The organism is Verticiella sediminum, assembly GCF_007558815.1.
Taxonomy (GTDB): Bacteria; Pseudomonadota; Gammaproteobacteria; order Burkholderiales; family Burkholderiaceae_B; genus Verticiella; species Verticiella sediminum.
Genome location: NZ_VLTJ01000041.1, coordinates 59203 through 82850 on the forward strand (window position 1 = coordinate 59203; position 23648 = coordinate 82850).

The window sequence follows — 23648 nt, forward strand, 5'->3', positions numbered from 1 at the left end:
TTCCGGAATCGCCATGGCACTCACCCAGCGCGAAACGCTCGCCCTGCCCGACGGCGGCGACAAGCTGCTCCTGCACTCGTGCTGCGCCCCCTGTTCGGGCGAGCCGATGGAGGCGCTGCTCGCCTCGGGCATCGAGTTCACGATCTTCTTCTACAACCCCAACATCCACCCCGAGCGCGAATACCTCATCCGCAAGGACGAGAACATCCGCTTCGCCGAGAAGCACGACATTCCCTTCGTCGACGCCGACTACGAGACCGAACCCTGGTTCGAGCGCGTCAAGGGCCTGGAGAACGAGCCCGAGCGCGGCGAACGCTGCACCGTGTGCTTCGACATGCGCTTCGAGCGCACCGCGCTCTACGCCCATGAGCACGGCTTTCCGGTCATCACCAGCTCGCTCGGCATCTCGCGCTGGAAGAACATGAACCAGATCAACGACTGCGGGCTGCGCGCGGCCGCGCGTTATCCGGGCATGAGCTACTGGACCTACAACTGGCGCAAGAAGGGCGGCTCGGCACGCATGATCGAGATCAGCAAGGACGAGGGCTTCTACCAGCAGGAATACTGCGGCTGCGTGTACTCGCTGCGCGACACCAATCGTCATCGCCGCCAGAGCGGGCGCGCGGCGATCCAGATCGGCGTGAAGTACTACAGCCACGACAGCGACGACAACGGCAGCCTCTGAGTCCGCCGCCGTGGGTTCGGACGATCTGACGCCGGGGTTCTCGCGCCTGCCCCCACTGCTGCTGGTGGGCTGGGCGCTGGCGCTGCTCGCCCTCTTTCTCTCGCTGCAGCTACACCTGCTGATCGCGCTGTTCTCGGCACTGCTCGTGCACCAGTTGATCCAGTTGCTCGCGGCGCGCTTCGCCGGGCGTTTCACCGGGCGCGGCCACGCGCTGGCCGTGGCGGTTCTCGCAGCCCTGGTGGTCGCGGTCACCGCACCGCTGGTGCTGGCCGCGGTCGCCTGGCTGGCCAAGGCCGGCCAGCATCTGCCGCTGATCGAGGCGCGCGTGCAATCCGTGCTGGAGCAGGCGCACACGCAACTGCCGCCCTTTCTGCAGGAGTACCTGCCGCGCGACTTCGCGCAGATCCAGACCGGCATGCTCGAGTGGCTGCACCAGCACGTGGGCGAGCTGCAGCTTGCCGGCAAGACAGCCGCGAGCGCCGTCGTGCACATCATCGTGGGCGCGGTGCTGGGCGGGCTGGTGGCGTTCGAGGAGCAATGGCAGCCCGAACGGCTGCGCCCGCTGGCGCGCACGCTCGCGCGGCGCGCCGCCCTGCTCGGCCAGTCGTTCCGGCAGGTGGTGTTCGCCCAGGTGCGCATCTCGGCGCTGAACACCGCCTTCACGGCGATCTTCCTCATGCTGGTGCTGCCTGCCTTCGGCGTGCACCTGCCGCTGGTCAAGACGCTCGTGACGATCACTTTCGTCGCCGGGCTGCTGCCCGTGGTCGGCAACCTCATCTCGAACGCGGTCATCGTGCTGGTCAGCCTCTCGCTCTCGCTCTACGTGGCGATTGCCGCGCTCGTCTTCCTGGTGCTCATCCACAAGCTCGAGTATTTCCTCAACGCCCGCATCGTAGGCTCGCGCATCCACGCCCGCGCCTGGGAGCTGCTCGCCGCCATGCTGGTGATGGAAGCCGCCTTCGGCATCGCCGGGCTGGTCGCGGCCCCGGTCTACTACGCCTATATCAAGCGCGAGTTGAACGAGGTCGGGCTGGTGTAGCGTCCGGCTCGGCCCCACGCCGGGCCGCCCTGCCCCTGGGCCGGTGCCGTGCAGCGCGTACCGCCAGCGCGGCGTGCAGGCCGCCCAGCGCCAGCAGCGTCAGATCGAAGCCGGCGAACACCCAGTCGCCCGCGGCAAGGCTGGCGAACAGGCCCCGTTCGGTGCTCAGTGCGTTGAGCACCGGCAGCAGCACGAGCAGCGCCGCGGCCAGCCAGAGCTGCTCCAGCCAGGCCTGTTTGGCCGGGCGCAGCAGAGCATGCGCCAAGGCCACCGCCCAGGCGGCGAAGAACAGGTGGATCTCCCACTCGCCACGCTGCGGCAAGCCGGCGGGCAGCAGCCGGTTGCCCCAGAGAAACACCACCATGGCGATCGACAGACCCGCGATGCCGGCGATGTTCAAGCGCTCCACCAGCCGAAAGCCGAAATGGGGCCGCTCGGGATCGGGCAGCCTGGCGCGCCGCTTGACCGTCCACAGCACCAGCCCGGTGCCCACCATCGCGGTACCAGCCAGGCTGACGAGAAAGTACAGCCAGCGCACCCAGGGGTCGGCAAAGCGGCCCAGGTGCAGGGCATACACCACGCCGCGCGTTTCGGCCGCCGCGCCGACGCGATCCCTGGCCTGCAGCAGACTGCCCTTCACGCCGTCGAACAATAGGTACTGCGGGCTGGTGGAGACACGCTCGAAGTCGCCGCGGACCACCACCACGCGCGCCGCGGCATCGCCAGGATGGGTGACCGTCACCCGGCCGATGTTGTCCCGACCCCAGCGCGCCTGCGCCTGGCGCATCATGTCGGCGATGGGCGCCAGCGCAGCCTTCTCGCCGCTGGACTTGCCAGCGGGCACGTTGGCGTTCATCTGCGCGGTCAACGTCTGCCGCTCGGCGGGCGTCCTGAAAGCCGCATCGCTGCCCCAGGGCATGTAGAGCAGCATCAGCGTGACCAGCCCGCTGTAGGTGATCATCAGGTGAAACGGCAACCCGAACACCGATAGTGCGTTGTGCGCGTCCAGCCAGGATCGCTGGCCCTTGCCCCAACGGAAGGTGAAGAAGTCGACGAAGATCTTCTTGTGCGTGATGACGCCGCTCACGATGGCCACCAGCATGAACATCGCGCACAGGCCCGCCAGCCAGCGGCCCCACGGCACGGGCATGTAGTGGAACTGAAAATGGAAGCGATAGAAGAAGTCGCCCCCGGCGGTGTCGCGCGCTTCTACCTTCTGGCCGGTGGCCGGGTCGAAGACGGCGCTCGCGAAGCCGCGCCGGCCGGGAATTCGCGGGTTCGCCCAGGACGCCGAGGCGACGTTGTTGCGCGCGCCCGGCGGAGTGAAGCTCCATTGCGGGCTGTCCGGCGCGAGCACGGACATGGTGTCGGCCAGGCGCTGGACCACCTCGGCCGCATCGGGCACCTGCGCCTGCGCCGCCAGCTCGGGACGCATCCACTGTGACATCTCGTCGCGGAAGTAGGCCACCGTGCCGGTGAGGAACATGGCGTACAGGATCCAGCCGAGCAGCAGACCTGTCCAGATGTGCAGGTCGGACATGGTCTGGCGCAGGCCGGGCGCCTTTTTCGGAGGAAGTTTGCGGGCGGGGTGGTCTGGGTTCATGGGGCAGCGCTGCCGTTGGCGGCCAGGCTGCCGGCGCACGGGCGTCGAACCCTGCGCCGGCCCTGGCCGCAACGACGACGGAAACTAGAAGTCGAAGGAAGCCGACAGCAGGAAGGTGCGCGGCGCACTCAGCGCCGCGCCGCCGTTCACGGCGATCCAGTAGTCCTTGTCGAACACGTTCTCCACGTTGGCGCGCAGCGTCACGTCCTTGCCGGCGATCCGCGTGGCATAGCGCGCGCCCACGTCGTAGCGCGTCCAACCGCCCGCCCGCTGCGTGTTGGCAGCGTCGAGATAGGCCGCGCCGGTCCGGATGGCCCTGGCACTGAGCGTCAGTTCGGGCAGAGCAGGCAGGTTCCACTCCAGGCCCAGATTGGCCTGCAGCTTGGGCACGCCCGCGGCCTGATTGCCCTCGTTGACGCCGCCCGCAGTGCGGGTCAGTTCCGCACGGACGTAGCTCAGGCCGCCGAGCACGCTGACGTGCGGGGTCACCTTGCCGAACACGCTCCATTCGACGCCGCGGTTGCGCTGCTCACCGTCCTGGCTATAGCGCCGCGTGACCGGATCGATGACCTGGGTCGGCTGGGCGATCTGGAACAGGCTGACCGTAGTCGCGAAATCGCCGAAATCCTTTTTCACACCGAGCTCGTACTGCCGGGTCTTGAACGGCGGGAACATCATGCCGTCGTCGGGCGACGTCGCGTCACGGACGGTGGAACCCTGCAGCAGCCCTTCGACGTAGTTCGCGTACAGGGAAACGTCGTGCCATGGCCGTACCACCACGCCGACCATGGGCGTCAGGGCATCGTCCTTGTAGTGGACCATCCCGCCCCGCGCCTGGCCCTCCTGTTCGACGTACTGCTTGCGCACGCCCAGGATCAGGCGCAGCCGGTCGTCGCTGAACGACAGGGTATCGGCAATGCCCACACTTTTTCTGTCGGTGCTGCCGCTCCTGACCCAGTCGCCCCAGGTCGGCACGTCCGGCCACACGCCCGGCAGGGGTTCGTAGATGCTGCCCGGAATCGAGGGGCCGACGCCGCTGTTGCGCCCGCTCTCGCGCGCGAGAGCGCGCTGATGGTAGCGGTCCGCGGTGAACGCCAGCCTATGCTGCACAGGGCCCGTGGCGAAGTCGGCATGGACGCCCATCTGGACATTGGTGTTGTTCACGCCGTAGGCGTCCGTGGTGATTGCGCCCACGTAACTGCCGTCCGGCATCACGTCGGTGATGCTCAGGGCCGCCACGTCCGAGCGCGACTTCAGATAGCCGGCGGCCACATAGCCCGACACCGACTCGCTGAAATCGTACTCGGCGCGCAGAGCCGCGGTGGACTCCTTGTGGTCGGCCTTGCCGCCCAGCAGCGTGGCGCTGTCCGATTCGGGCGGGCGCGGGATGTCGGGCGTGGCGAAGACGAACGAATAGGGGGACACGTTCTTGAGCTTCGCGTTCTGGTGGAGAAGATCCAGCGACACCCTGAGCCGGTCGCCGCGATAATCCAGCGCCGCGGAGCCCATCCCCAGGCGCCCGCTCTGCTGGTCGACCGGCGTGTCGCCGTCCCGGTAGACTCCGTTGACGCGCACGCCCCAGGCCTGGTCCTGGCCGAAGCGGCGCCCGGCGTCCAGGTGTGCGGTGTACTCGCCGTCCGACATATAGCCGGCGCTCAGGCGCGTCAGAGGTTCGTTCGTCGCCCGCTTGGGCACGAGATTGACGTCGCCGGCGATGCTCGTGCCCATCCCGGTGAGCAGCGCGTTCGGCCCCTTGAGCACTTCGACCCGCTCCAGGGCCTCCACGGGTTGCCGATAGCCGGGGAAGACGCCACGCAGACCGTTGAACGAGGCATCGAAAGTGGCGAACGGCAGGCCCCGGATGAAGAACGCATTGGACGCCTGCCCGAACTTGCGCCCGGAATCGCGCACCGAAGGATCGCCGACCAGGACGTCGGCGATCATCTGCGCCTGCTGGTTCTCCATGAGTTCGGCGGTATAGCTGGTCTGGCTGAACGGCGTGTCCATGAAGTCCAGATTGCCCAGCAACCCCACCCGTGCGCCGCGGGCCACCTGCCCGCCCGCATAGGGCGCCGGCAGTTCCGCCTGCAACAGCTCGGCGCCGGCCGTCACCGTCACGGCTTCCAGCGTCGCGACGGGTGCGTTGCCGCGGCGGATCGAGACGCCAGAGCCGCTGGCCGCTGCCGTCAGGCCCGAGCCCGCCAGGGCGCGCTCCAGCGCCTGGCCCAAGGTCATGGACCCTTGCAGGGCGGGCGCGGTCTTGCCGGCGGCAAGATCGGCATCGAGCCCGATACCGACGCCGGCCTGGCGTGCCAGCGCATCAATGGTCGCGGCCAACGGCTGAGCCGGCAGCGAGAGCTGCAGTTGCCGCCCGGTCACGGCCGCCGGAGTCTGCGCTACCGCGCCGTCGGGCGTGCCGATCAGAGCCAGCGCGGCCGCGCATGCGATCACCACGGCACCGGCCGACCATCCCGGCGCGCGCCGACGCGCCTGTTCGCGAAGGTGGCGAGGCGATGGGATTGAACTGCGGTCGATACGCGGTCGGTGCATGGAGATCGTCCTGAAGGAAAGGGTTTTCCGTGAAGACGTTCTCGACGGCGAATCACCGACAAATGAAATGCAACAGAAAGAAACGCGAACGACTGTCGTGGGCCCACCCTGCATCGCGCAGCCTGCGGAATCCGCTCCGGGGTCCGTCAGGGACGGGGATACAGCACGATCGCCCCGCTTTCCCTGACCACGCGTACGGGCAGTATGTCCGGCAGGTTTTGCAGGAAGGCGCTGGGATCCCGCGCGGGGAACGAACCGGTCAGACGCATATCGCGCAGCGCGGCGCTGTCGGCCAGCCGCAGCGGCCGGGGAAGATAGTCGTTCCAGCGGGCGATGGCTTGCGGTAGCGGCGTGCCGTTGAAGACCAGCCAGCCGTCGCGCCACGCGCCTACGCTTTGCGCCCGGACATGGGTGAGCCTGCCGAAGCCAGCGCCGTCGACTTCCACCGCCTCGCTGGCTTCGAGCACCATGTCCGACCCGGTCGGCGCATCGAACCGGGCATCGTTCCAACGCACCGCCCGCACCGCGACACGACCGTGGGCGACCTCGACTCGCATGCGCTGATCGCGCACGGCCACGCTGAAGACGGTGCCCAACACCCTTACATGCCCCCAATCGGTAACGACGACGAAGGGGCGCCCGGCGTCGGGCCGCACGTCGAAGCGCATCTCGCCGGCGAGCAGCCGCACCTCGCGGCGATGACGGTAGTAGGCGACTTGCCCCGTCGTGTTGGCGGCCAGATCGATGCGCGAACCGTCGAGCAGGTCATGCCCCAGTAATTGCCCGCGACCGGTGGCCAGCGCGTACTCGGCGATCGGCAACAGCCAGGCCCAGCGCATGCCCGCACCCATCGCAGCGGCCAGGCCGGCCACACCCAAAGCAGTGAGCGCCCGGCGTCTGGCGCGCGCCGGGCGCCCGAGCGGCAGCGGCACGCTGCCTTTCAACGCGCTCGCGTCCGTCGCGCTCCAGTATCGGCTGGCGGTCTCGAAGGCCGATTCGTGCTCGGGATTGGCCTGGCGCCATTCGGCCAGCTCACTGCGGGCGGCTTCGGCTTCGCATGGTTCGCCGTGCTGCGCGCGACCGATGAGCGACAGCGCGTGCTCGATCAGCCGGCGCGGCGGCGGCCGGGGTGTGGGTGCCGAGTGGGAAGTCGAAGCGCGTGAGGGCACGATAGGCTGGAACGAACGGACGCGCGATGCATCAGACGGCGCGCCGGCGCACGCAGTCCAGCACGCCGCGCACGACGTGCCGGTCGACGGCGAACGACGAAACACCCATGAACTCGCCCGCCTCTGCATAGCTGTAGCCGTAGATGCGGACCAGGATGAACGCCTCGCGGCGCCTGCGCGGCATCGCGGACATCCGCGCCAGCAAGCGTTCCAACTGTTGGCGGGCATCCACCTGCTGCTCGACGGATGGTGCGCTATCGCTGCTGACCAGCCGCAGCGTTTGCAGCATGCGTTCCTCGGCGGCGCGCCGGCGCACGTCGCTCACGGTGAGGTTCTTGCCGGTGCGAAAGAGCAGCGCGCGGGGATCGAACGCTACCGTACCGTCCGCATACATCTTCAGGACGCGGGCATACGCCTCCTGTACCACGTCGGCCGCCGCATCGCGGTCACCCAGCGACCTGGAAAAGAAACTGAGGAGTTCGGGGTAATGGTGAGCGACCAAAACTTGCCTCGGACAACGCGAGATGGCTGCCCGGCCGGGCAGCAAGCATCGCCGCAGCGGGTCGGGACTCGGATCTGGAAACGGAAAGCCCGTGCATTATAGTGTCAATAATGAGAATGCTTATCAATATAGGAATTACTTTTGCGAAGAAATCAGGCTGCGCCGAAACCCGTAACGGGCCGGTCTACCATGCACGCCGGACGACTGCCGCGACGCCCGGCCTTCCCGCCTACAATGACTCATCCGCATTCGCCGCGAGCAGGCCATGAACGAGCACAGCCACCAGATGTCGATGACCATCCTCATGACGCCCGACATGGCGAACTTCGCGGGCAACGTGCACGGTGGCACCATCCTGAAGTACCTCGACCAGGTCGCCTACGCCTGTGCCTCGCGGTACGCCGGCAGCTACGTGGTCACGCTCTCGGTGGACCAGGTCGTCTTTCGCCAGCCCATCCACGTCGGCGAGCTGGTGACCTTCTACGCCGCCGTCAACTACACCGGCCGCACCTCGATGGAAATCGGCATCAAGGTAGTGACGGAGGACATCCGCAACAAGGTCGAGCGCCACACCAATAGCTGCTACTTCACCATGGTCGCGGTCGGCGACGACGGCAAGCCGGTAACCGTGCCGCCGCTCGCGCCGCGCAACCACGAGGAACGCCAGCGCTTCGAGGCGGCCAAGCTGCGCCGCGAGCTGCGGGAGGAAATGGAACGCCGGCACGCCGAGATCAAGCGCGCGTTGAGCGGCGCCCCCGACAGCGGCGCCGGCTGAAGCCCGCCGCCGGCCGGGATGTCCTGGCGCTGACGCGCATCCTCGGCATCGATGTGCCGGGCTCTGGCCAGCACCTGCTCGGCAGCGCCAAAGGGTACGAACACGACACCGCCCTCGGCCTGGTTGTAGGCTTCGTGCGCGCCCATGCGCCGGTCAGGTCCTCCAGCGCCGCGTAGCCCGCCAGCACCGGTGCCGGCAGGCGTGGCCGGTGATGGAATCCCTGGCGCCGTACTGCGAGAACCGCGCCTTCCTGCTGTGCTCGCCCTACAAGGACCATGTGCTGTGCATCTACAAGGTCGGCGCCGACCAGATCCGCATCCAGGAGGTGGCGCGGCCGATCCTGCGCGGGCGCGGCACGGTGTTCCCGCTGTTCCGGGGCGCAGGCTCGCAAGCCATCCTGGCGCATTTGCCGACGCACACGATCAAGTCGCTGTACCTGGCGCACGCGAGCGAAATCGACGAGGCCGGACTGGGTTCGGACTGGAAGGCCTTGCTGCGCAGCCTGGGCTCGATCCGCAAGCAGGGTTACGCACGGACGGTGGGTCGCATGCAGGACGGCATGTACAGCCTCGCGGTGCCCGTGATCAAGCCGGGCATGCGCGTCGCCGGCAGCCTTCTCATGCTGGGCGATGCCAGCCCCGGCCAGTTCGAGGCGGATCTGGACCTCGTGCCGATGCTGCAGGCCAAGTCGGCGGCCATTGCGGCCGCCCTGGGCGACGAAGCGTGCTGAGCCCGTCGCGTCGCAATACGAACAGGCGCTTGCCCACCGCCTGCCATGGCCGGCATACTCCCCGGTCTTCAAGGAGACACGACCCATGCGTCATACGTTGCGCGCGCTGTGCGCCTGCCTAACCCTGGCCTGCGCGCCCGCGCTGGCCGCCGAGCCCCCGCTCACCCTCATCGTCGGCTATGCCCCCGGCGGCACCAGCGACCGCGTCGCCCGGCTGGTGGGCGACGGCCTGGCCAAGCGCCTGGGCACGCCCGTCATCGTCGAGAATCGCGCCGGCGCGGGCGGCCGCATCGCGGCCCAGCAACTGGCGCGCGCGGGCGCCGACGACAACCAGCTCATGCTGGCCAACCCGGCGGTGATGGTCGTCGCGCCCCTGGTGTACAGCAATCTCGGCTACGACGCGGCCAAGGATTTCCAGCCGGTGGCCATGACGGCGTCCTACCGCTTCGCGCTGGCGGTACCGGCCGGCTCGCCGATCAAGAACGCCAAGGATCTGGCCGACGTCGCCGCCAAGGACCCCGCCTTCAATATCGGCGTGCCGGCCACCGGCAGCCTGCCCCACTTCTTCGGTTTGATGCTGGGCGAAGCGCTGCAGGCCCAACCCGAGATCATCGGCTACCGTGGCTCGGCGCCCTTGCTGACCGAACTGCTCGGCGGGCACATCGGCTACGCGATCGACACCTACGACACGCTGGAACCGCAGCACGCGGCCGGCAAGGTCCGCATCGTCGCGGTATCCGGCACGCAGCGCGACACCGCGCAGCCCGACGTGCCGACCTTCAAGGAAAGCGGCATCGACCTGGACGGCGAAGGCTGGAACGCCTTCTTTGCGTCGGCGGCCATGCCCAAGGAGAAGGTCGAGCGCCTGGGCAGGGAGATCGCCGAGATCGTGGCCTCGCCCGCCTTCGCCGAAACCGCGCGCGCTCAACGGCTCGAGCCGGTGGAAGCCGGCCCGGCGCGCACCGGCGAGATCGTGCAGGCCTTCAACGAGCAGTGGGCGCCCGTCATCCAGGCGTCCGGCTTCAAGGCGACGGACTGACCGCGAGCCTGCAGCCGAGCCTCTCGTGGAGCTGGCGATGGAGCTGATCGACGTCATGGCCGCGGTCACCCTGCCGACGCGCTTTGGCGGCCCGGGGCTCGCACGCTGGCTGGCCGCCTGGCCACAAGGCGGAACTGGCCCTGGCCAATGCCGGGCGCAGCCTCATGGGCTCCTAGCTGCTGATCCAGATCGCCCAGGCACGCGCCCTGACCCTGCCCGTACTGGCCACGATGGCGGTGGCCCGGCGCAGCGGCGGGCTGCAGGTCTCGCTGCTGGCGGGATGGCGGGTTCTCATGGCGGTGCGACGTTTGTAGGCGGGCGTGCCGCCTCTCGCTGACGCTCAGTAGCGAGGAAAAAAAACCCCACCCAGGCTTTGCCCGGATGGGGTTGCACGCAACGGCCGAACGCCGCTCCGTTCGGCAGCGCGCCCGGCAGGCGCGCCGCTTCGATCAGTTCTTGCTCTGATCCACCAGCTTGTTCTTGGCGATCCAGGGCATCATCGGGCGCAGCTTGCCGCCGACGACTTCGATCTGGTGCTCGGCGTTCAGGCGGCGGCGCGATTGCAGCGTGGGGGCGCCGGCCTTGTTCTCCAGGATGAAGCTCTTGGCGTATTCGCCGGTCTGGATGTCCTTCAAGACTTCGCGCATCACCTTCTTGGTTTCTTCGGTCACGACGCGCGGGCCGGTGACGTACTCACCGTACTCGGCGTTGTTCGAGATCGAGTAGTTCATGTTGGCGATGCCGCCTTCGTAGATCAGGTCGACGATCAGCTTCAACTCGTGCAGGCACTCGAAGTAGGCCATCTCGGGCGCGTAGCCGGCTTCGACCAGGGTCTCGAAGCCGGCCTTGATCAGTTCGACGGTGCCGCCGCACAGCACGGCCTGCTCGCCGAAGAGGTCGGTCTCGGTCTCTTCGCGGAAGTTGGTCTCGATGATGCCGGCACGACCGCCGCCGTTGGCGCTGGCGTACGACAGGGCGATGTCGCGGGCGGCGCCGGACTTGTCCTGGTAGACGGCGACCAGGTGGGGCACGCCGCCGCCCTGGCTGTAGGTGCCGCGCACGGTGTGGCCGGGAGCCTTGGGCGCGATCATGATGACGTCGATGTCGTCGCGCGGCACGACCTGGCCGTAGTGCACGTTGAAGCCGTGGGCGAACGCGAGCGCGGCGCCCGCCTTGATGTTGGCGGCGACCTGGGTGTTGTAGACCTCGGCGATGTTCTCGTCGGGCAGCAGGATCATGACGACGTCGGCCTGCTTGACGGCGTCGGCCACTTCGGCGACCTGCAGGCCGGCGTTGACGGCCTTGTTCCAGGAGGCGCCGCCCTTGCGCAGGCCGACCACGACCTTCACGCCCGAATCATTCAGGTTGAGCGCGTGCGCATGGCCCTGCGAGCCGTAGCCGATGATGGCGACCGTCTTGCCCTTGATGAGGGACAGATCGCAATCCTTGTCGTAGAACACTTTCACTTGGTTTCTCCAGTTTCTTGCCGAGGCGCACCTGGCGCCCCTTCGTCGTTGTTGCGTTTAGAGCTTCAGGATGCGCTCGCCGCGGCCCACGCCGCAGCTACCGGTGCGTACGGTTTCCAGCACGGCCGTGCGGTCCAGGGCGTCGATGAAGGCGTCGAGCTTGCCCTGATCGCCGGTGAGCTCGACGGTATAGCTCTTGTCGGTGACGTCGATGATGCGGCCGCGGAAGATGTCCGCCATGCGCTTCATCTCTTCGCGCTCCTTGCCGACGGCGCGTACCTTGATGAGCATCAGCTCGCGCTCGAGGTGCGGGCCTTCGGTGAGGTCCACGACCTTGACCACTTCGACCAGGCGGTTCAGGTGCTTGGTGATCTGCTCGATCACGTCGTCGGAGCCGCGCGTGGCGATGGTCATGCGCGACAGGGTGGCGTCCTCGGTGGGCGCCACCGTGAGCGTTTCGATGTTGTAGCCGCGTGCCGAGAACAGGCCCACGACGCGGGAGAGTGCGCCCGGCTCGTTCTCCAGGAGCACGGAAATGACGTGTCTCATGCGTGCCTCCTTACAAGTCTTCGGAACCGAGCAGCATCTCGGTCAAGCCCTTGCCTGCCTTGACCATCGGCCAGACGTTCTCGGACTGGTCGGTGATGAAGTCGAGGAAGACGAGGCGCTTGCGATGCTTGCCGAAGGCTTCGCGGATGGCAGGCTCGACGTCGGCCGGGCGGTCGATGCGCAGGCCGACGTGGCCGTAGGCTTCGACCAGCTTGACGAAGTCGGGCAGCGCGTCCATGTACGACTCGGAGTAGCGCGAGCCGTAGTCGATCTGCTGCCACTGGCGCACCATGCCCAGGTAGCGGTTGTTCAGGCACAGCACCTTGGGCGTGAGGTGGTACTGCGTGCAGGTCGAGAGTTCCTGGATGTTCATCTGGATCGAACCTTCGCCGGTGATCACGGCGATGTCGGCGTCCGGATTGGCCATCTGCACGCCCATGGCGTAGGGCAGGCCCACGCCCATGGTGCCCAGGCCGCCGGAGTTGATCCAGCGGCGCGGCTCGTCGAAGCGGTAGTACTGCGCGGCCCACATCTGGTGCTGGCCGACGTCGGAGGTGACGAAGGCCTTGCCGCCGGTGACTTCCCACAGGGTCTCGATGACCTTCTGCGGCTTGATGACTTCGGTGGAGTCGGCGAACTTCAGGCACTCGCGGCCGCGCCAGGTCTCGACCTGGCGCCACCAGGGGGCGATGTCGGCGGATTCGAAACCACCCGCGGCGTCGAGCTGCTGGATGAGGTCGGCCAGGACTTCGCGCACGTCGCCGACGATGGGCACGTCGACCTTGACGCGCTTGGAGATCGAGGACGGGTCGATGTCGATGTGGACGATCTTGCGGGCGTTCTGCGCGAAATGGCGCGGATTGCCGATCACGCGGTCGTCGAAGCGCGCGCCGATCGCGATCAGCACGTCGCAGTGCTGCATCGCCATGTTCGCTTCGTAGGTGCCGTGCATGCCCGGCATGCCGACGAACAGGCGGTTGCTGGCCGGGAAGGCGCCCAGCCCCATCAAGGTGCTGGTGACCGGCGCGCCCACGCGCGCGGCGAGCGTGCGCAGTTCGTCCTCGGCGTTGGCGAGGACCACGCCGCCGCCGGTGTAGATCATGGGCCGCTCGGCGCTGCGCAGGAGCTGCACGGCCTTCTTGATCTGGCCCTGGTGACCCTTGGTGACCGGCGAATAGGAGCGCATCACCACCGGGGCGTCCGACGGCGTGTACTTGCAGCGCGCGATCGTGATGTCCTTGGGCACGTCGACCAGCACCGGGCCCGGGCGGCCGCTGCGCGCGATGTAGAACGCGCGGCGCAGCGTCTCGGCGAGATCCTTGACGTCCTTGACCAGGAAGTTGTGCTTGACGCAAGGGCGAGTGATGCCGATGGTGTCGCACTCCTGGAAGGCGTCCTCGCCGATCGCGGCGGTGGGCACCTGGCCGCTGATGATGACCATCGGGACCGAATCCATGTAGGCGGTGGCGATGCCGGTGACGGCATTGGTCGCGCCCGGACCGCTGGTCACGAGACACACACCGACCTTCTTGGAGGAGCGGGAATAGGCATCGGCGGCGTGCACTGCGGCCTGCTCGTGCCGCACCAGGATGTGCTGGAACCGATCCTGCTTGTAGATTTCGTCGTAGATGTACAGCACGGCGCCGCCAGGGTAGCCGAAGACGTGTTCCACGCCCTCATCGGCCAGGCAGCGCACGAGAATTTCGGCGCCTGTGAGTTCCATTATGGTTCCCTTCAAACCGTTGCGATCGCCCCGAGCGCCGCCTGCGATACGGCGGACCGAACCCGCAGCGGACACGGCAGCACGCCCGACGCTTCGCGATTCACGGAATCGCTAGGCCCGAACGCCCTGGCGGCCCGACGCACGTTCATCGGAACGGACAGCGGACATTGAAACGAAGGCCCCCTGCCGTGCTTGTGGCGCGAGAGGCGGGCAAGTAAGTGGGCGCGAAGCGCGCGCTTCGGTTGAAAGCGCGGCAAGCGTCTTGCTGGCGTTGCCTGATAGTTGCAACGGGGGCAAGCTTTAAAGAATAAACCTGAAATGCCAAGCATCGCAAGCGGCGCGTGCCGATTCGCGGCCCCTGCGCCGGACGAGGCCGCCGCACGGCGCCCCGGTTCAGGCCGGCGGCTCGTCCCACCAGGCCTGCAACGGATCGGCCGGGGTGGCGGCTCGCGCCACTGGACCTGCCCCCTGGGCTCTTTGCGCCAGATGCAAATCGCGCGCGTGCGCGGTGAGACGCGGCAACAGTGCGCGCAACTGCTCGGCCTCGGCGGCGCTCATGATTTGCGCCAAGCGCACGTTGTAGTCCGCGGTGACGCGCCGCGCCTCGGCATGCGCACGCCAGCCCTGCTCGGTGAGCGCCAGGCGCGCCACCCGGCGATCGCTGTCCAGCCGGATGCGGCTGACCAGCCCGCGCTCGACCAGGCTGGCGATCAGGCGGCTGGCGACGACCTTGTCCAGGCCCGCGCGCTCGGCGAACGCGGTGAGCGGCATGCCGTCTGCGCGGGCGAGCACCGCCAGGGCGCGCCAATCCCGCCGGCCCACGCCGACCTCGCGGCGCAGGCACAGGTCGATCCCGGCGGTCGCCGCGCGCGTCAGGCCGTGAAGCTGGTAGATGAGGTAGTCCTCGAGACCGGCGGGACGGTGAAAGCCGCCCGGTTCGGCGGGCGGCGCATCAGGAGCCATGGACAAGGAAACCGGTGGTTGATTAGGTCAATTATCGGCGCCTTTGCTAGCGTGCGGGAGCCGCATTCCCGCAAGGGATGCTTTCGGTCTATAAAAAGCCCCCCAAAGCCTTCCCGGAGACAACCGCATGCCCAAACCTTCCCACGCCGGCGTCCTGCTGGCCTGCGCCGCCGCGTTCGCCGCATCCGCCGTGCAGGCGGCCGACTGGCCCAGCCAGCCCATTCGCCTGGTGGTCGGCTCGCCGCCCGGCGCGCCGTCGGACATCGTGGCGCGCACGCTCGCCGAACAGATGGGCAGCACGCTCGGCCAGCCCCTGGTGGTGGAGAACCGCGCGGGCGCCGGCCTGAACCTTGCCGCCATCAACGTGGCCAACGCCAAGGACGGCCACAGCCTGCTCGTGACCTCCGACACGATCTGGACGGTCAACCCCCGCATCTACCGCAGCCTGGGCTACGACCCCGACCAGGACCTGGCGCCGGTCGCCGTGCTCGCCAGCTTCACGCAGATGCTGGTGTGCAACAGCGGCCTGGGCGTCAAGACCGTGCCGGAGCTGCTCGAGCGCGCCAAGCAGCAGACCCTCACCTATGCGTCGGGCGGCGCCGGCGTGCCCGGCCACCTGGCCGCCGAGATGTTCCTGGCCGCGACCGACGCGCGCATGACGCACATCCCCTATCGCGGCCCGGGCCCGGCCATCACCGACGTGGTCGGCGGCCAGGTGGACTGCGGTTTCCTCACCACGCCGCAGGTGCTGCCGCATGTCCAGTCGGGCAAGCTGAACGCGCTTGCGGTATCGTCAGCCCAGCGCTCGCCGATGGCGCCGGACGTGCCGTCCGCGGCCGAAGTCGGCGCAACCGGCATGGACGCTACCTTCTACCAGTTGCTCGCCGCCCCGGCCGGCACGCCGCCCGAGGTCATCGAGCGGCTTCAGAAGGCCGCGGCGCAGGCGCTGTCCACGCCGGCCAGCCAGGAACGCCTGGGCATGCTCGACATGCAGGCGGTCGGCGGCGATGCCCAGGCGGCCCGCGAGCTGCTGGCGCGCACGTCGACGGCCTGGGGCGCCGTGATCGATCGCATCGGCCTGAAGGTCGATTGACGGAGAAAGTCTTGACCGCCAGAAATGTGCTTTTCATCATGTGCGACCAGCTTCGCCATGATCATCTGGGCTGCGCCGGCCATCCCTACCTGCGCACGCCCAACATCGACGCGCTCGCCCGCCGCGGCGTGCGCTTCTCGCAGGCGTATGTGGCCAGCGGCGTGTGCGGACCCTCGCGCATGAGCTACTACACCGGCCGCTACCCCTCCAGCCACGGCGCCACCTGGAACCGGGTGCCGCTGGGCGTGGGCGAGATGACGCTCGGCGAATACCTGCGCACCGCCGGGCGCGAGCTGAGCCTGGCGGGCAAGACCCACGTGATGCCCGACGAGGACGGCATCCGCCGGCTGGGCATCGCGCACGGCAGCGATCTCGCGACGCGCCTGCGCGCCGGCTACTTCGAGGAACTCGACCGCCACGACGGCCACCACGCCGAACCGCACAGCGCCTATGCGGACTACCTGCGCGCGCAGGGCTACGACAGCGCCGATCCCTGGACCGACTACGTCATCAGCGCCATCGACGAGAACGGCCAGGTGGTCTCGGGCTGGAACATGCGCAACGTGCACCTGCCGGCGCGGGTGGCCGAGGCGCACTCCGAGACGGCCTACACCACCGAGCGCGCGATGGAATTCATCGAGGCGCGCGGCGACGACCCGTGGGTGCTGCACCTGTCGCTGGTCAAGCCGCACTGGCCGTACATGGCGCCCGCGCCCTACCACCAGCGCTACACGCTGGACCAGTGCCTGCCGCTGCACCGCGACCCGGCCGAGCTCGAGAACGCCCACCCGGTGGCCGCCGCCTACCGCACCCAGGAAGAGTGCGTGAATTTCATGCGTGCGGAGGTCTCGGACAAGGTGCGCCCGGCCTACCAGGGCCTGATCGAGCAGGTCGACGATCACCTCGGCCGCCTGTGGGAGCTGCTCGAGCGCACCGGCCGCTGGCAGGACACGCTGGTCGTCTTCACCGCCGATCACGGCGACTTCCTCGGCGATCACTGGCTGGGCGAGAAGGAGCTCTTCTACGACACCGTGCAGAAAGTGCCGATGATCGTGTATGACCCGAGCGCCGAGGCCGACGCCAGCCGCGGCACGGTGGACGAGCGCTTCGTGTCGTGCGTGGACGTCGCGCCCACCATTCTGCAGGCGCTCGGCCTGCCGGCGTTCGATCACCGTATCGAAGGGCAGTCGCTGCTCGCCGCCCTGCGCGGCCAGGACGCGCCGCACCGCGAGTTCGTCGTCTCGGAGCTGGACTACAGCTTTCGCAAGGCGCGCCTGGTGCTCGGCCGCCAGCCCGACGAGTGCCGGGCCTGGATGGTGCGCACCCAGCGCTGGAAGTACGTGCACTGGATGGGCTTGCGCCCGCAGTTGTTCGATCTCGCGCGCGACCCCGGCGAGCTGCAGGACCTGGGCGAGGACGCCTCGCTCGAAGGCGTCCGCGCCGAGATGCGCGAGCACCTGCTCACCTGGTTCACCCGGCTCAAGCCGCGCGTCACCGTGGACAACGCGCTGGTCGCCGCCAAGACCGACGTGTACAAGAAGGCAGGCGTGTTCTACGGCGTCTGGTAGGCCTCTGCCGGGCGCGGCGAATACCGTCCGCGCCCGGGTTACTGCCCGGGTTACTATTCGGGCTTTCACACGGAAACTGCCGCGCCTCGCCGCGCGCGGCCATACCCACGCATCCATGAGTCACGAGCCCTCCGCCATTCAGCGCATGGCCCGCACGAGCGCGGGCGCCCGTCGCTGGCTGGCCGCCCTTGCCCTGGCCTGCGCGGCCGGTGCGGCACACGCGGTGGACATCACCGGCGCCGGCGCCTCCTTCCCCTTCCCGCTCTACGCCAACTGGGCGCATAGCTACCATGCCGAGACCGGCGACGTGGTCAACTACCAGTCGATCGGCTCGGGCGGCGGCGTGGCCCAGATCAGCAAGCCCACCGTGGACTTCGGCGCGACCGACGCGCCGCTCTCCGGCGAGGAGCTGGACAGGCTGGGCCTGGTCCAGTTTCCGGCCCTCCTGGGCGGCGTGGTGCCCGTCGTGCACATCCCCGGCATCGAACCCGGGCAGTTGAAGCTCTCGGGCAGCGAACTGGCCGACATCTTCCTCGGCCGCATCACCCGCTGGAACGACCCGACACTGACCGCGCGCAATCCCGGCCTGACGCTGCCCGACGCCGAGATCCTGGTGGTGCATCGCTCCGACGGCTCGGGCACCACGTACAACTGGACCCACTATCTCGCCCAGGTGTCGCCGGCCTGGCAGGAGACGGTGGGCGTGGGCAAGGCCGTGAAGTGGCCAGCCGGCCAGGGCGGCAAGGGCAACGAGGGCGTGGCGAACTACGTGCGCCAGCTACGCCACACCATCGGCTATGTGGAATACGGCTACGCCCGCGAGAACGACCTGTCGCACGTGGCCCTGGAGAACAGCGCGGGCAACGTGGTGCAGCCCGACGCGGCGAGCTTCGCCGCCGCCGCGGCCAGCGCCGACTGGGACGCCGTGCCCGGCATGGGCCTGACGCTCACCAACCAGCCCGGCGCCGACGCCTGGCCGCTCGCGGCCGCCACCTTCATCCTCGTGCCCCGTACCACGAACCGGCCCGCCAGCACGCGCGCCGCACTGGCCTTCTTCGACTGGGCCTTTCGCCACGGCGACCAGATGGCCGAGGACATGCACTACGTGGCGCTGCCCGACGCCCTGACCGATCGGGTGCGTGCCGTCTGGGCGCGCGACGTGCGCGATCGGGACGGCAAGCCGGTCTGGCCCTGAAGGCGTCGCGGGCGTGCCGTGAGAACGCCCGCGGGGCCACGCTGCGCCCAGTCGTCCCGCTGCCCTGCCCCGGTGTCATATTTCCGTCATCTTCCTGTCATGTTCCAGTCACGCCCCGTCGGTAATCTGCGAGGCGTCGGGCGAAACCTTCGCCTACCCTACGGGACACACAGGAAATCACATGTTCAAAAGCGTTCTTCGCCAAGTCACGATCGCGGTTGCCCTGGGTTCGGCGACCGTAGCCGCCCACGCCGCCGACATCACCGGCGCTGGCGCCTCGTTTCCCTACCCGATCTATGCGCGCTGGGCCGCGGACTACCGCGCCGAGACGAACAATGTCGTGAACTACCAGTCGATCGGCTCCGGCGGCGGGGTCAAGCAGATCACCGCCAAGACGGTGGACTTCGGCGCCACCGACGATCCGATGCCCGGCGACGAGCTCGACAAGAACGGCCTGCTGCAGTTTCCGGCCGTCATCGGCGGTACGGTGCCCGTCGTCAACCTGCCGGGCGTCAAGCCGGGCGAACTGCGCCTGACCGGCCAGCTTCTGGCCGACATCTACCTGGGCAAGATCAAGCGCTGGAACGACCCCGCGCTGGCCGCCGCCAACCCCGACGTGAAGCTGCCCGACGCCGATATCGTCGTGGTGCACCGTTCGGACGGCTCGGGCACGACCTTCGGCTGGACCAACTACCTTGCCAAGGTTTCGCCGGAGTGGAAGGAACAGGTCGGCGAAGGCAAGGCCGTGAAGTGGCCGGTGGGCCAGGGCGGCAAGGGCAACGAAGGCGTGGCCAACTACGTCAAGCAGCTCGCCAACTCGATCGGCTACGTCGAATACGCCTACGCCAAGCAGAACGGCCTGTCGCACACGGCCATGCAGAACAGCGCCGGCCAGTATGTGCAGCCAGAGTACGACAGCTTCGCTGCTGCGGCCGCCGGCGCCGACTGGAAGAGCGAGCCCGGCATGGGCATGGTCCTGACCGACCAGCCGGGCGAGAAATCCTGGCCGGTGACCAGCGCCACCTTCATCCTGGTGCACAAGGCCGCCGACAACGCCGAGAAGACCCGCTCGGTGCTGAGCTTCTTCGACTGGGCCTTCGAGAAGGGCGCCGACTCGGCGCGCAGCCTGGACTACGTGGCGCTGCCGCAGGCCGTGACCCAGGCCATCCGTGACGAGTGGACATCGGACATCAAGGACGGCAGCGGCAACGCCGTCTGGAAGTAAGCCGTCCGCTTGCCTGAACGGCGGGCGTCCTGCACGCGGGGCGCCCGCTTTCGCGTTGATGGGAAGCCGCTTCCTTCCCGTCTCGGGAAGGCAGGAAATCGAAGCGCTACCCCCCGGGAGAACCAGTGATGACAGCAGTACTTGGTAATATGTCCGCGCGCTCGGGCCCCGTCTCGGAGCCGGAGAAGCTTCCCAAACTGGACCCGATGAATCACACCCGCAACACTTTCCTGGATGCCGCGTTCAAGAACCTCACGCGGCTGTTCGCCTTCCTCGTCTTCTGTCTGCTCGCCGCGATCCTGGTGTCCCTGCTCTATGGCAGTCAGGACAGCCTGCGCGAGTTCGGCCTGAGTTTTCTCTGGTCCCGCGAATGGGATCCGGTCAACAACGAGTACGGCGCACTCGTGCCGATCTACGGCACGCTGCTCACCTCGATCATCGCGCTGATCATCGCCGTACCGGTCTCGTTCGGCATCGCGCTCTTTCTGACCGAATTGTCGCCGCGCTGGCTGCGCCGCCCGCTGGGAACCGCCATCGAGATGCTGGCCGCGATCCCCTCGATCATCTACGGCATGTGGGGCCTGTTCGTCTTCGTGCCGATCTTTCAGCGCACCCTGCAGCCCTTCATGATCGATACGCTGGGCCGCATCCCGGGCCTGGGCCTGCTGTTCCAGGGCCCGCCGTTCGGCATCGGCATCTTCACCGCCGGCGTCATTCTCGCGATCATGGTGATTCCCTTCATCACCGCCGTGATGCGCGACGTGTTCGAGCTCGTGCCGGCCCTGCTGAAGGAATCGGCCTACGGCCTGGGCGCAACCACCTGGGAAGTCGCGCGCAACGTCATGCTGCCCTTCACCAAGGCCGGTGTGATCGGCGGCATCATGCTGGGGCTGGGGCGCGCGCTGGGCGAGACCATGGCGGTGACCTTCGTGATCGGCAATGCGTATCGCATGACCGGCTCGCTGTTCGCTCCCGGCAACTCGATCGCCTCGTCGCTGGCCAACGAATTCAACGAGGCCAGCGGAATGCAGATTTCTGCCCTGATCGAACTCGGCCTGATCCTGTTCCTCATCACCACCGTGGTGCTGGCCCTCTCGAAGGTCATGCTGCTGCGTCTGTCCCGCCGCGAAGGCACCAAGACCTGACCCCGCGCCCCGGGGTCCGAGCCCCGGGGCCAGACGACACTTCCGACCCGATCCGCCATGTCGCAAATCCACATGCAGAACCCGATCTATCGGCAACGGCGCCTCACCAACAAGGTGATGCTCACGCTGTCGTTGATCGCCCTCCTGTTCGGCCTGTTCTGGCTGTTCTGGATCATCGCCACCCTGCTCGTCAAAGGGGCGGGCTCGCTCTCGCTCAGCCTGTTCACGCAGATCACCCCGCCGCCCGGCTCTTCGGGCGGCCTGATCAACGCCATCATCGGCAGTGTCATGATGGCCACGGTGGGCGTGCTGATCGGCACGCCGGTGGGCGTGCTGGCCGGCACCTACCTCGCCGAGTACGGCCAGCGCGGCTGGCTGGCGCCCGCCACCCGTTTCATCAACGACGTGCTGCTCTCGGCCCCGTCGATCGTGATCGGCCTCTTCATCTACACCGTGTATGTAGCGCAGGTGGGCCACTATTCCGGCTGGGCGGGCGCGGTAGCGCTCTCCATCATCGTCGTGCCGGTGGTGGTGCGCACCACCGACGACATGCTGCAGCTCGTGCCCAACAGCCTGCGCGAAGCCACCGCCGCGCTGGGCTGCCCGAAGTGGAAGATGATCACCATGGTGAGCTACCGGGCCGCCATGTCCGGCATCATCACCGGCGTGCTGCTCGCCGTGGCGCGCATCGCCGGCGAGACCGCGCCGCTGATGTTCACGGCGCTCTCGAACCAGTTCATGAGCTGGAACATGAACCAGCCGCTCGCCAACCTGCCGATGGTGATCTTCCAGTACGCCGCGAGCCCTTTCCCCGACTGGCAGACGCTGGCCTGGGCCGGCGCCGCCCTCATCACCTTGTTCGTGCTGGCCATCAACATCATCGCCCGCACGGTCTTCCGCAAGTAAGCCGCGGACCGCCACCGACAAGCGCTACACAGGAATTCTCATGGACAGCACCTCTGCCCGTACCAAGCTGCAGATCCGCAACCTGAACTTCTACTACGGCAAGTTCCACGCCCTGCGCAACATCAACCTGGACATCCAGGAAAAGCGCGTGACCGCCTTCATCGGCCCGTCGGGCTGCGGCAAGTCGACGCTGCTGCGCACCTTCAACCGCATGTTCGAGCTCTACCCCGGCCAGAGCGCCGAGGGCGAGATCAACATGGACGGCGAGAACCTGCTCACCTCCCGGCGCGACATTTCCCTGATCCGCGCCCAGGTCGGCATGGTGTTCCAGAAGCCCACGCCGTTCCCGATGAGCATCTACGACAACATCGCCTTCGGTGTGCGCCTGTTCGAGAAGCTCAACAAGGTCGACATGGACGAACGCGTGGAGTGGGCGCTCACCAAGGCCGCGCTCTGGAACGAAGTCAAGGACAAGCTGCACCAGAGCGGCAACAGCCTGTCGGGCGGCCAGCAGCAGCGCCTGTGCATCGCGCGCGGCGTGGCGATCAAGCCCGAGGTGCTGCTGCTCGACGAGCCATGCTCGGCGCTGGACCCGATCTCCACGGCCAAGGTCGAGGAGCTGATCGCCGAACTGAAGTCGGACTACACCGTGGTCATCGTCACCCACAACATGCAGCAGGCCGCGCGCTGCTCGGACTACACCGCGTACATGTACCTGGGCGAGCTGATGGAATTCGGCGAGACCGACCAGATCTTCGTGAAGCCGCGCAACAAGGCCACCGAGGACTACATTACCGGCCGCTTCGGCTGAGCGGTTGCGCCGCTGCGCAGCAAGGACGAAGGCCGCGCATCCGTGCGGCCTTCGTCTTTCAGGGCGTGCCCGGTCGCGGCAGCGCCGCATATGGATATAGCGCGCAGCTATGCGAGCACCCCGCACAGTGGCTCATAATGAAGCCTGGCGCCGAACCGGCGAACCCAAGAACCTGGAATAGGAGATCGACATGGCACTGCGTCTGGGCGACACCGCCCCTGATTTCGAACAGGAATCCTCGCAAGGCAAGATCCGTTTCTACGACTACCTCGGCGATAGCTGGGGGGTGCTGTTCTCCCACCCGGCCGATTTCACCCCCGTGTGCACCACCGAACTGGGCTACACGGCCAAGCTCGCCGACGAGTTCGCCAAGCGCAACGTGAAGGTGCTGGCGCTGTCGGTGGATCCGGTCGAATCGCATACCCAGTGGATCGGCGACATCGACCAAACACAGAACACCCGGGTCAATTTCCCCATCATTGCCGATGCCGACCGCAAGGTTTCCGAGCTCTACGACATGATCCACCCCAACGCCAGCGCCACCGCGACCGTGCGCTCGGTGTTCGTGGTCGATCCGCAGAAGAAGGTGCGGCTCACGCTCACCTACCCGGCCAGCACCGGGCGCAACTTCCTGGAGCTGCTGCGCGTGATCGATTCGCTGCAGCTCACCGACAACTACAGCGTGGCCACCCCGGCCAACTGGGAAGACGGCCAGGACGTCATCATCGTGCCCTCGCTGAAGGATCCGGAAGTGCTCAAGGAGAAGTTCCCCAAGGGCTACACGGAAGTGAAGCCCTACCTGCGCGTCACGCCGCAGCCCAACAAGTGAGCCCTGTGGCCGGGCGCGCGAGCGCCCGGCCGCGACGGCGCCCACGCAGCCTGGCCGACCCGGTGTCGCGCCGGGCTTTTTTT

Annotated in this window: 20 protein-coding genes and 1 pseudogene; 13 read left to right on the forward strand and 8 right to left on the reverse strand. The window is 67.8% G+C overall.

The genetic code is table 11. The features are described from left to right. Positions 1 to 13: 13 nt before the first annotated feature. Both FOZ76_RS23900 and FOZ76_RS23905 read left to right on the forward strand, forming a co-directional pair. On the forward strand, positions 14 to 685 hold the full coding sequence (locus FOZ76_RS23900; protein ID WP_143950807.1) for an epoxyqueuosine reductase QueH: 672 nt from the start codon (positions 14 to 16) through the stop codon (positions 683 to 685). A 10-nt stretch (positions 686 to 695) separates the two neighbouring features. Then, on the forward strand, positions 696 to 1724 hold the full coding sequence (locus FOZ76_RS23905) for an AI-2E family transporter (RefSeq protein WP_246129740.1): 1029 nt from the start codon (positions 696 to 698) through the stop codon (positions 1722 to 1724). Here the strand turns inward: FOZ76_RS23905 and FOZ76_RS23910 are convergent. The 4 genes from FOZ76_RS23910 to FOZ76_RS23925 all read right to left on the reverse strand — a co-directional run bounded on the left by FOZ76_RS23910 (position 1690) and on the right by FOZ76_RS23925 (position 7548). After that, complete coding sequence (locus tag FOZ76_RS23910; protein ID WP_211366460.1) at positions 1690 to 3327, reverse strand: PepSY-associated TM helix domain-containing protein; 1638 nt, start codon at positions 3325 to 3327, stop codon at positions 1690 to 1692. The genes FOZ76_RS23905 and FOZ76_RS23910 overlap by 35 nt on opposite strands. Before the next feature lie 84 nt (positions 3328 to 3411). Further along, positions 3412 to 5877: a TonB-dependent receptor gene (locus FOZ76_RS23915; protein ID WP_170235608.1), complete on the reverse strand. Its 2466-nt coding sequence runs from the start codon at positions 5875 to 5877 to the stop codon at positions 3412 to 3414. A 146-nt stretch (positions 5878 to 6023) separates the two neighbouring features. Further along, entirely contained in the window at positions 6024 to 7046 is a 1023-nt protein-coding gene (locus FOZ76_RS23920) for a FecR family protein (RefSeq protein WP_246129741.1), read from the reverse strand. Between the two features lie 31 nt (positions 7047 to 7077). Next, positions 7078 to 7548 carry a sigma-70 family RNA polymerase sigma factor gene (locus tag FOZ76_RS23925; RefSeq protein ID WP_143950810.1) on the reverse strand — a complete coding sequence of 157 codons (471 nt, stop codon included), beginning with the start codon at positions 7546 to 7548 and terminating at the stop codon, positions 7078 to 7080. Positions 7549 to 7813: 265 nt separating this feature from the next. Here FOZ76_RS23925 and FOZ76_RS23930 point away from each other — a divergent pair, with 265 nt between their 5' ends. From FOZ76_RS23930 to FOZ76_RS23940, 3 genes and pseudogenes are all read left to right on the forward strand, one after another. Further along, a complete protein-coding gene (locus FOZ76_RS23930) occupies positions 7814 to 8323 on the forward strand; it encodes an acyl-CoA thioesterase (protein ID WP_143950811.1) in 510 nt (169 codons plus the stop codon). A gap of 205 nt (positions 8324 to 8528) precedes the next feature. Continuing rightward, positions 8529 to 9053, forward strand: a pseudogene (locus tag FOZ76_RS23935) (IclR family transcriptional regulator domain-containing protein); the annotation flags it as partial. A gap of 85 nt (positions 9054 to 9138) precedes the next feature. Further along, the gene (locus FOZ76_RS23940) at positions 9139 to 10092 is read left to right on the forward strand and encodes a tripartite tricarboxylate transporter substrate-binding protein (protein ID WP_143950813.1); all 954 of its coding nucleotides are present in this window, start codon (positions 9139 to 9141) and stop codon (positions 10090 to 10092) included. A gap of 449 nt (positions 10093 to 10541) precedes the next feature. On the opposite strand, the gene ilvC is transcribed toward FOZ76_RS23940, so the two are convergent. The 4 genes from ilvC to FOZ76_RS23960 all read right to left on the reverse strand — a co-directional run bounded on the left by ilvC (position 10542) and on the right by FOZ76_RS23960 (position 14793). Further along, positions 10542 to 11558 (reverse strand): ketol-acid reductoisomerase, encoded by a 1017-nt coding sequence (gene ilvC, locus FOZ76_RS23945; RefSeq protein ID WP_143950814.1) that lies wholly within the window; start codon positions 11556 to 11558, stop codon positions 10542 to 10544. Between the two features lie 57 nt (positions 11559 to 11615). Further along, on the reverse strand, positions 11616 to 12107 hold the full coding sequence (gene ilvN / locus FOZ76_RS23950) for an acetolactate synthase small subunit (RefSeq protein ID WP_143950815.1): 492 nt from the start codon (positions 12105 to 12107) through the stop codon (positions 11616 to 11618). A gap of 10 nt (positions 12108 to 12117) precedes the next feature. Beyond that, positions 12118 to 13830: an acetolactate synthase 3 catalytic subunit gene (locus tag FOZ76_RS23955; RefSeq protein ID WP_143950816.1), complete on the reverse strand. Its 1713-nt coding sequence runs from the start codon at positions 13828 to 13830 to the stop codon at positions 12118 to 12120. A 393-nt stretch (positions 13831 to 14223) separates the two neighbouring features. Beyond that, on the reverse strand, positions 14224 to 14793 hold the full coding sequence (locus tag FOZ76_RS23960) for a MarR family winged helix-turn-helix transcriptional regulator (protein ID WP_143950817.1): 570 nt from the start codon (positions 14791 to 14793) through the stop codon (positions 14224 to 14226). A 127-nt stretch (positions 14794 to 14920) separates the two neighbouring features. Between FOZ76_RS23960 and FOZ76_RS23965 the strand changes: the two genes are divergently transcribed. From FOZ76_RS23965 to FOZ76_RS24000, 8 genes are all read left to right on the forward strand, one after another. Beyond that, positions 14921 to 15886 (forward strand): Bug family tripartite tricarboxylate transporter substrate binding protein, encoded by a 966-nt coding sequence (locus FOZ76_RS23965; RefSeq protein WP_143950818.1) that lies wholly within the window; start codon positions 14921 to 14923, stop codon positions 15884 to 15886. An 11-nt stretch (positions 15887 to 15897) separates the two neighbouring features. Further along, on the forward strand, positions 15898 to 17454 hold the full coding sequence (locus FOZ76_RS23970; protein ID WP_143950819.1) for a sulfatase-like hydrolase/transferase: 1557 nt from the start codon (positions 15898 to 15900) through the stop codon (positions 17452 to 17454). A 145-nt stretch (positions 17455 to 17599) separates the two neighbouring features. Continuing rightward, on the forward strand, positions 17600 to 18649 hold the full coding sequence (pstS, locus tag FOZ76_RS23975; RefSeq protein WP_143950874.1) for a phosphate ABC transporter substrate-binding protein PstS: 1050 nt from the start codon (positions 17600 to 17602) through the stop codon (positions 18647 to 18649). Positions 18650 to 18830: 181 nt separating this feature from the next. Continuing rightward, entirely contained in the window at positions 18831 to 19874 is a 1044-nt protein-coding gene (pstS, locus tag FOZ76_RS23980; protein ID WP_143950820.1) for a phosphate ABC transporter substrate-binding protein PstS, read from the forward strand. Positions 19875 to 20080: 206 nt separating this feature from the next. Next, positions 20081 to 21019 carry a phosphate ABC transporter permease subunit PstC gene (pstC, locus tag FOZ76_RS23985; RefSeq protein WP_170235612.1) on the forward strand — a complete coding sequence of 313 codons (939 nt, stop codon included), beginning with the start codon at positions 20081 to 20083 and terminating at the stop codon, positions 21017 to 21019. A 57-nt stretch (positions 21020 to 21076) separates the two neighbouring features. Beyond that, the gene (gene pstA / locus FOZ76_RS23990) at positions 21077 to 21925 is read left to right on the forward strand and encodes a phosphate ABC transporter permease PstA (protein WP_143950822.1); all 849 of its coding nucleotides are present in this window, start codon (positions 21077 to 21079) and stop codon (positions 21923 to 21925) included. Positions 21926 to 21965: 40 nt separating this feature from the next. Next, positions 21966 to 22736, forward strand: a complete 771-nt coding sequence (gene pstB, locus FOZ76_RS23995) for a phosphate ABC transporter ATP-binding protein PstB (RefSeq protein ID WP_143950823.1) — start codon at positions 21966 to 21968, stop codon at positions 22734 to 22736. Between the two features lie 190 nt (positions 22737 to 22926). Continuing rightward, positions 22927 to 23565 carry a peroxiredoxin gene (locus FOZ76_RS24000; RefSeq protein WP_143950824.1) on the forward strand — a complete coding sequence of 213 codons (639 nt, stop codon included), beginning with the start codon at positions 22927 to 22929 and terminating at the stop codon, positions 23563 to 23565. The last annotated feature ends 83 nt before the right edge of the window (positions 23566 to 23648 follow it).

Coding starts and splice junctions, on each gene's coding strand:
- FOZ76_RS23910 (WP_211366460.1), bottom strand. CDS start 3,327: ATGAACCCAGACCACCCCGCCCGCAAACTTCCTCCGAAAAAGGCGCCC.
- FOZ76_RS24000 (WP_143950824.1), top strand. CDS start 22,927: ATGGCACTGCGTCTGGGCGACACCGCCCCTGATTTCGAACAGGAATCC.
- pstA (WP_143950822.1), top strand. CDS start 21,077: ATGTCGCAAATCCACATGCAGAACCCGATCTATCGGCAACGGCGCCTC.
- FOZ76_RS23900 (WP_143950807.1), top strand. CDS start 14: ATGGCACTCACCCAGCGCGAAACGCTCGCCCTGCCCGACGGCGGCGAC.
- FOZ76_RS23930 (WP_143950811.1), top strand. CDS start 7,814: ATGAACGAGCACAGCCACCAGATGTCGATGACCATCCTCATGACGCCC.
- ilvN (WP_143950815.1), bottom strand. CDS start 12,107: ATGAGACACGTCATTTCCGTGCTCCTGGAGAACGAGCCGGGCGCACTC.
- FOZ76_RS23960 (WP_143950817.1), bottom strand. CDS start 14,793: ATGGCTCCTGATGCGCCGCCCGCCGAACCGGGCGGCTTTCACCGTCCC.
- FOZ76_RS23955 (WP_143950816.1), bottom strand. CDS start 13,830: ATGGAACTCACAGGCGCCGAAATTCTCGTGCGCTGCCTGGCCGATGAG.
- pstC (WP_170235612.1), top strand. CDS start 20,081: ATGAATCACACCCGCAACACTTTCCTGGATGCCGCGTTCAAGAACCTC.
- pstS (WP_143950874.1), top strand. CDS start 17,600: ATGGCCCGCACGAGCGCGGGCGCCCGTCGCTGGCTGGCCGCCCTTGCC.
- FOZ76_RS23940 (WP_143950813.1), top strand. CDS start 9,139: ATGCGTCATACGTTGCGCGCGCTGTGCGCCTGCCTAACCCTGGCCTGC.
- FOZ76_RS23915 (WP_170235608.1), bottom strand. CDS start 5,877: ATGCACCGACCGCGTATCGACCGCAGTTCAATCCCATCGCCTCGCCAC.
- pstS (WP_143950820.1), top strand. CDS start 18,831: ATGTTCAAAAGCGTTCTTCGCCAAGTCACGATCGCGGTTGCCCTGGGT.
- FOZ76_RS23965 (WP_143950818.1), top strand. CDS start 14,921: ATGCCCAAACCTTCCCACGCCGGCGTCCTGCTGGCCTGCGCCGCCGCG.
- pstB (WP_143950823.1), top strand. CDS start 21,966: ATGGACAGCACCTCTGCCCGTACCAAGCTGCAGATCCGCAACCTGAAC.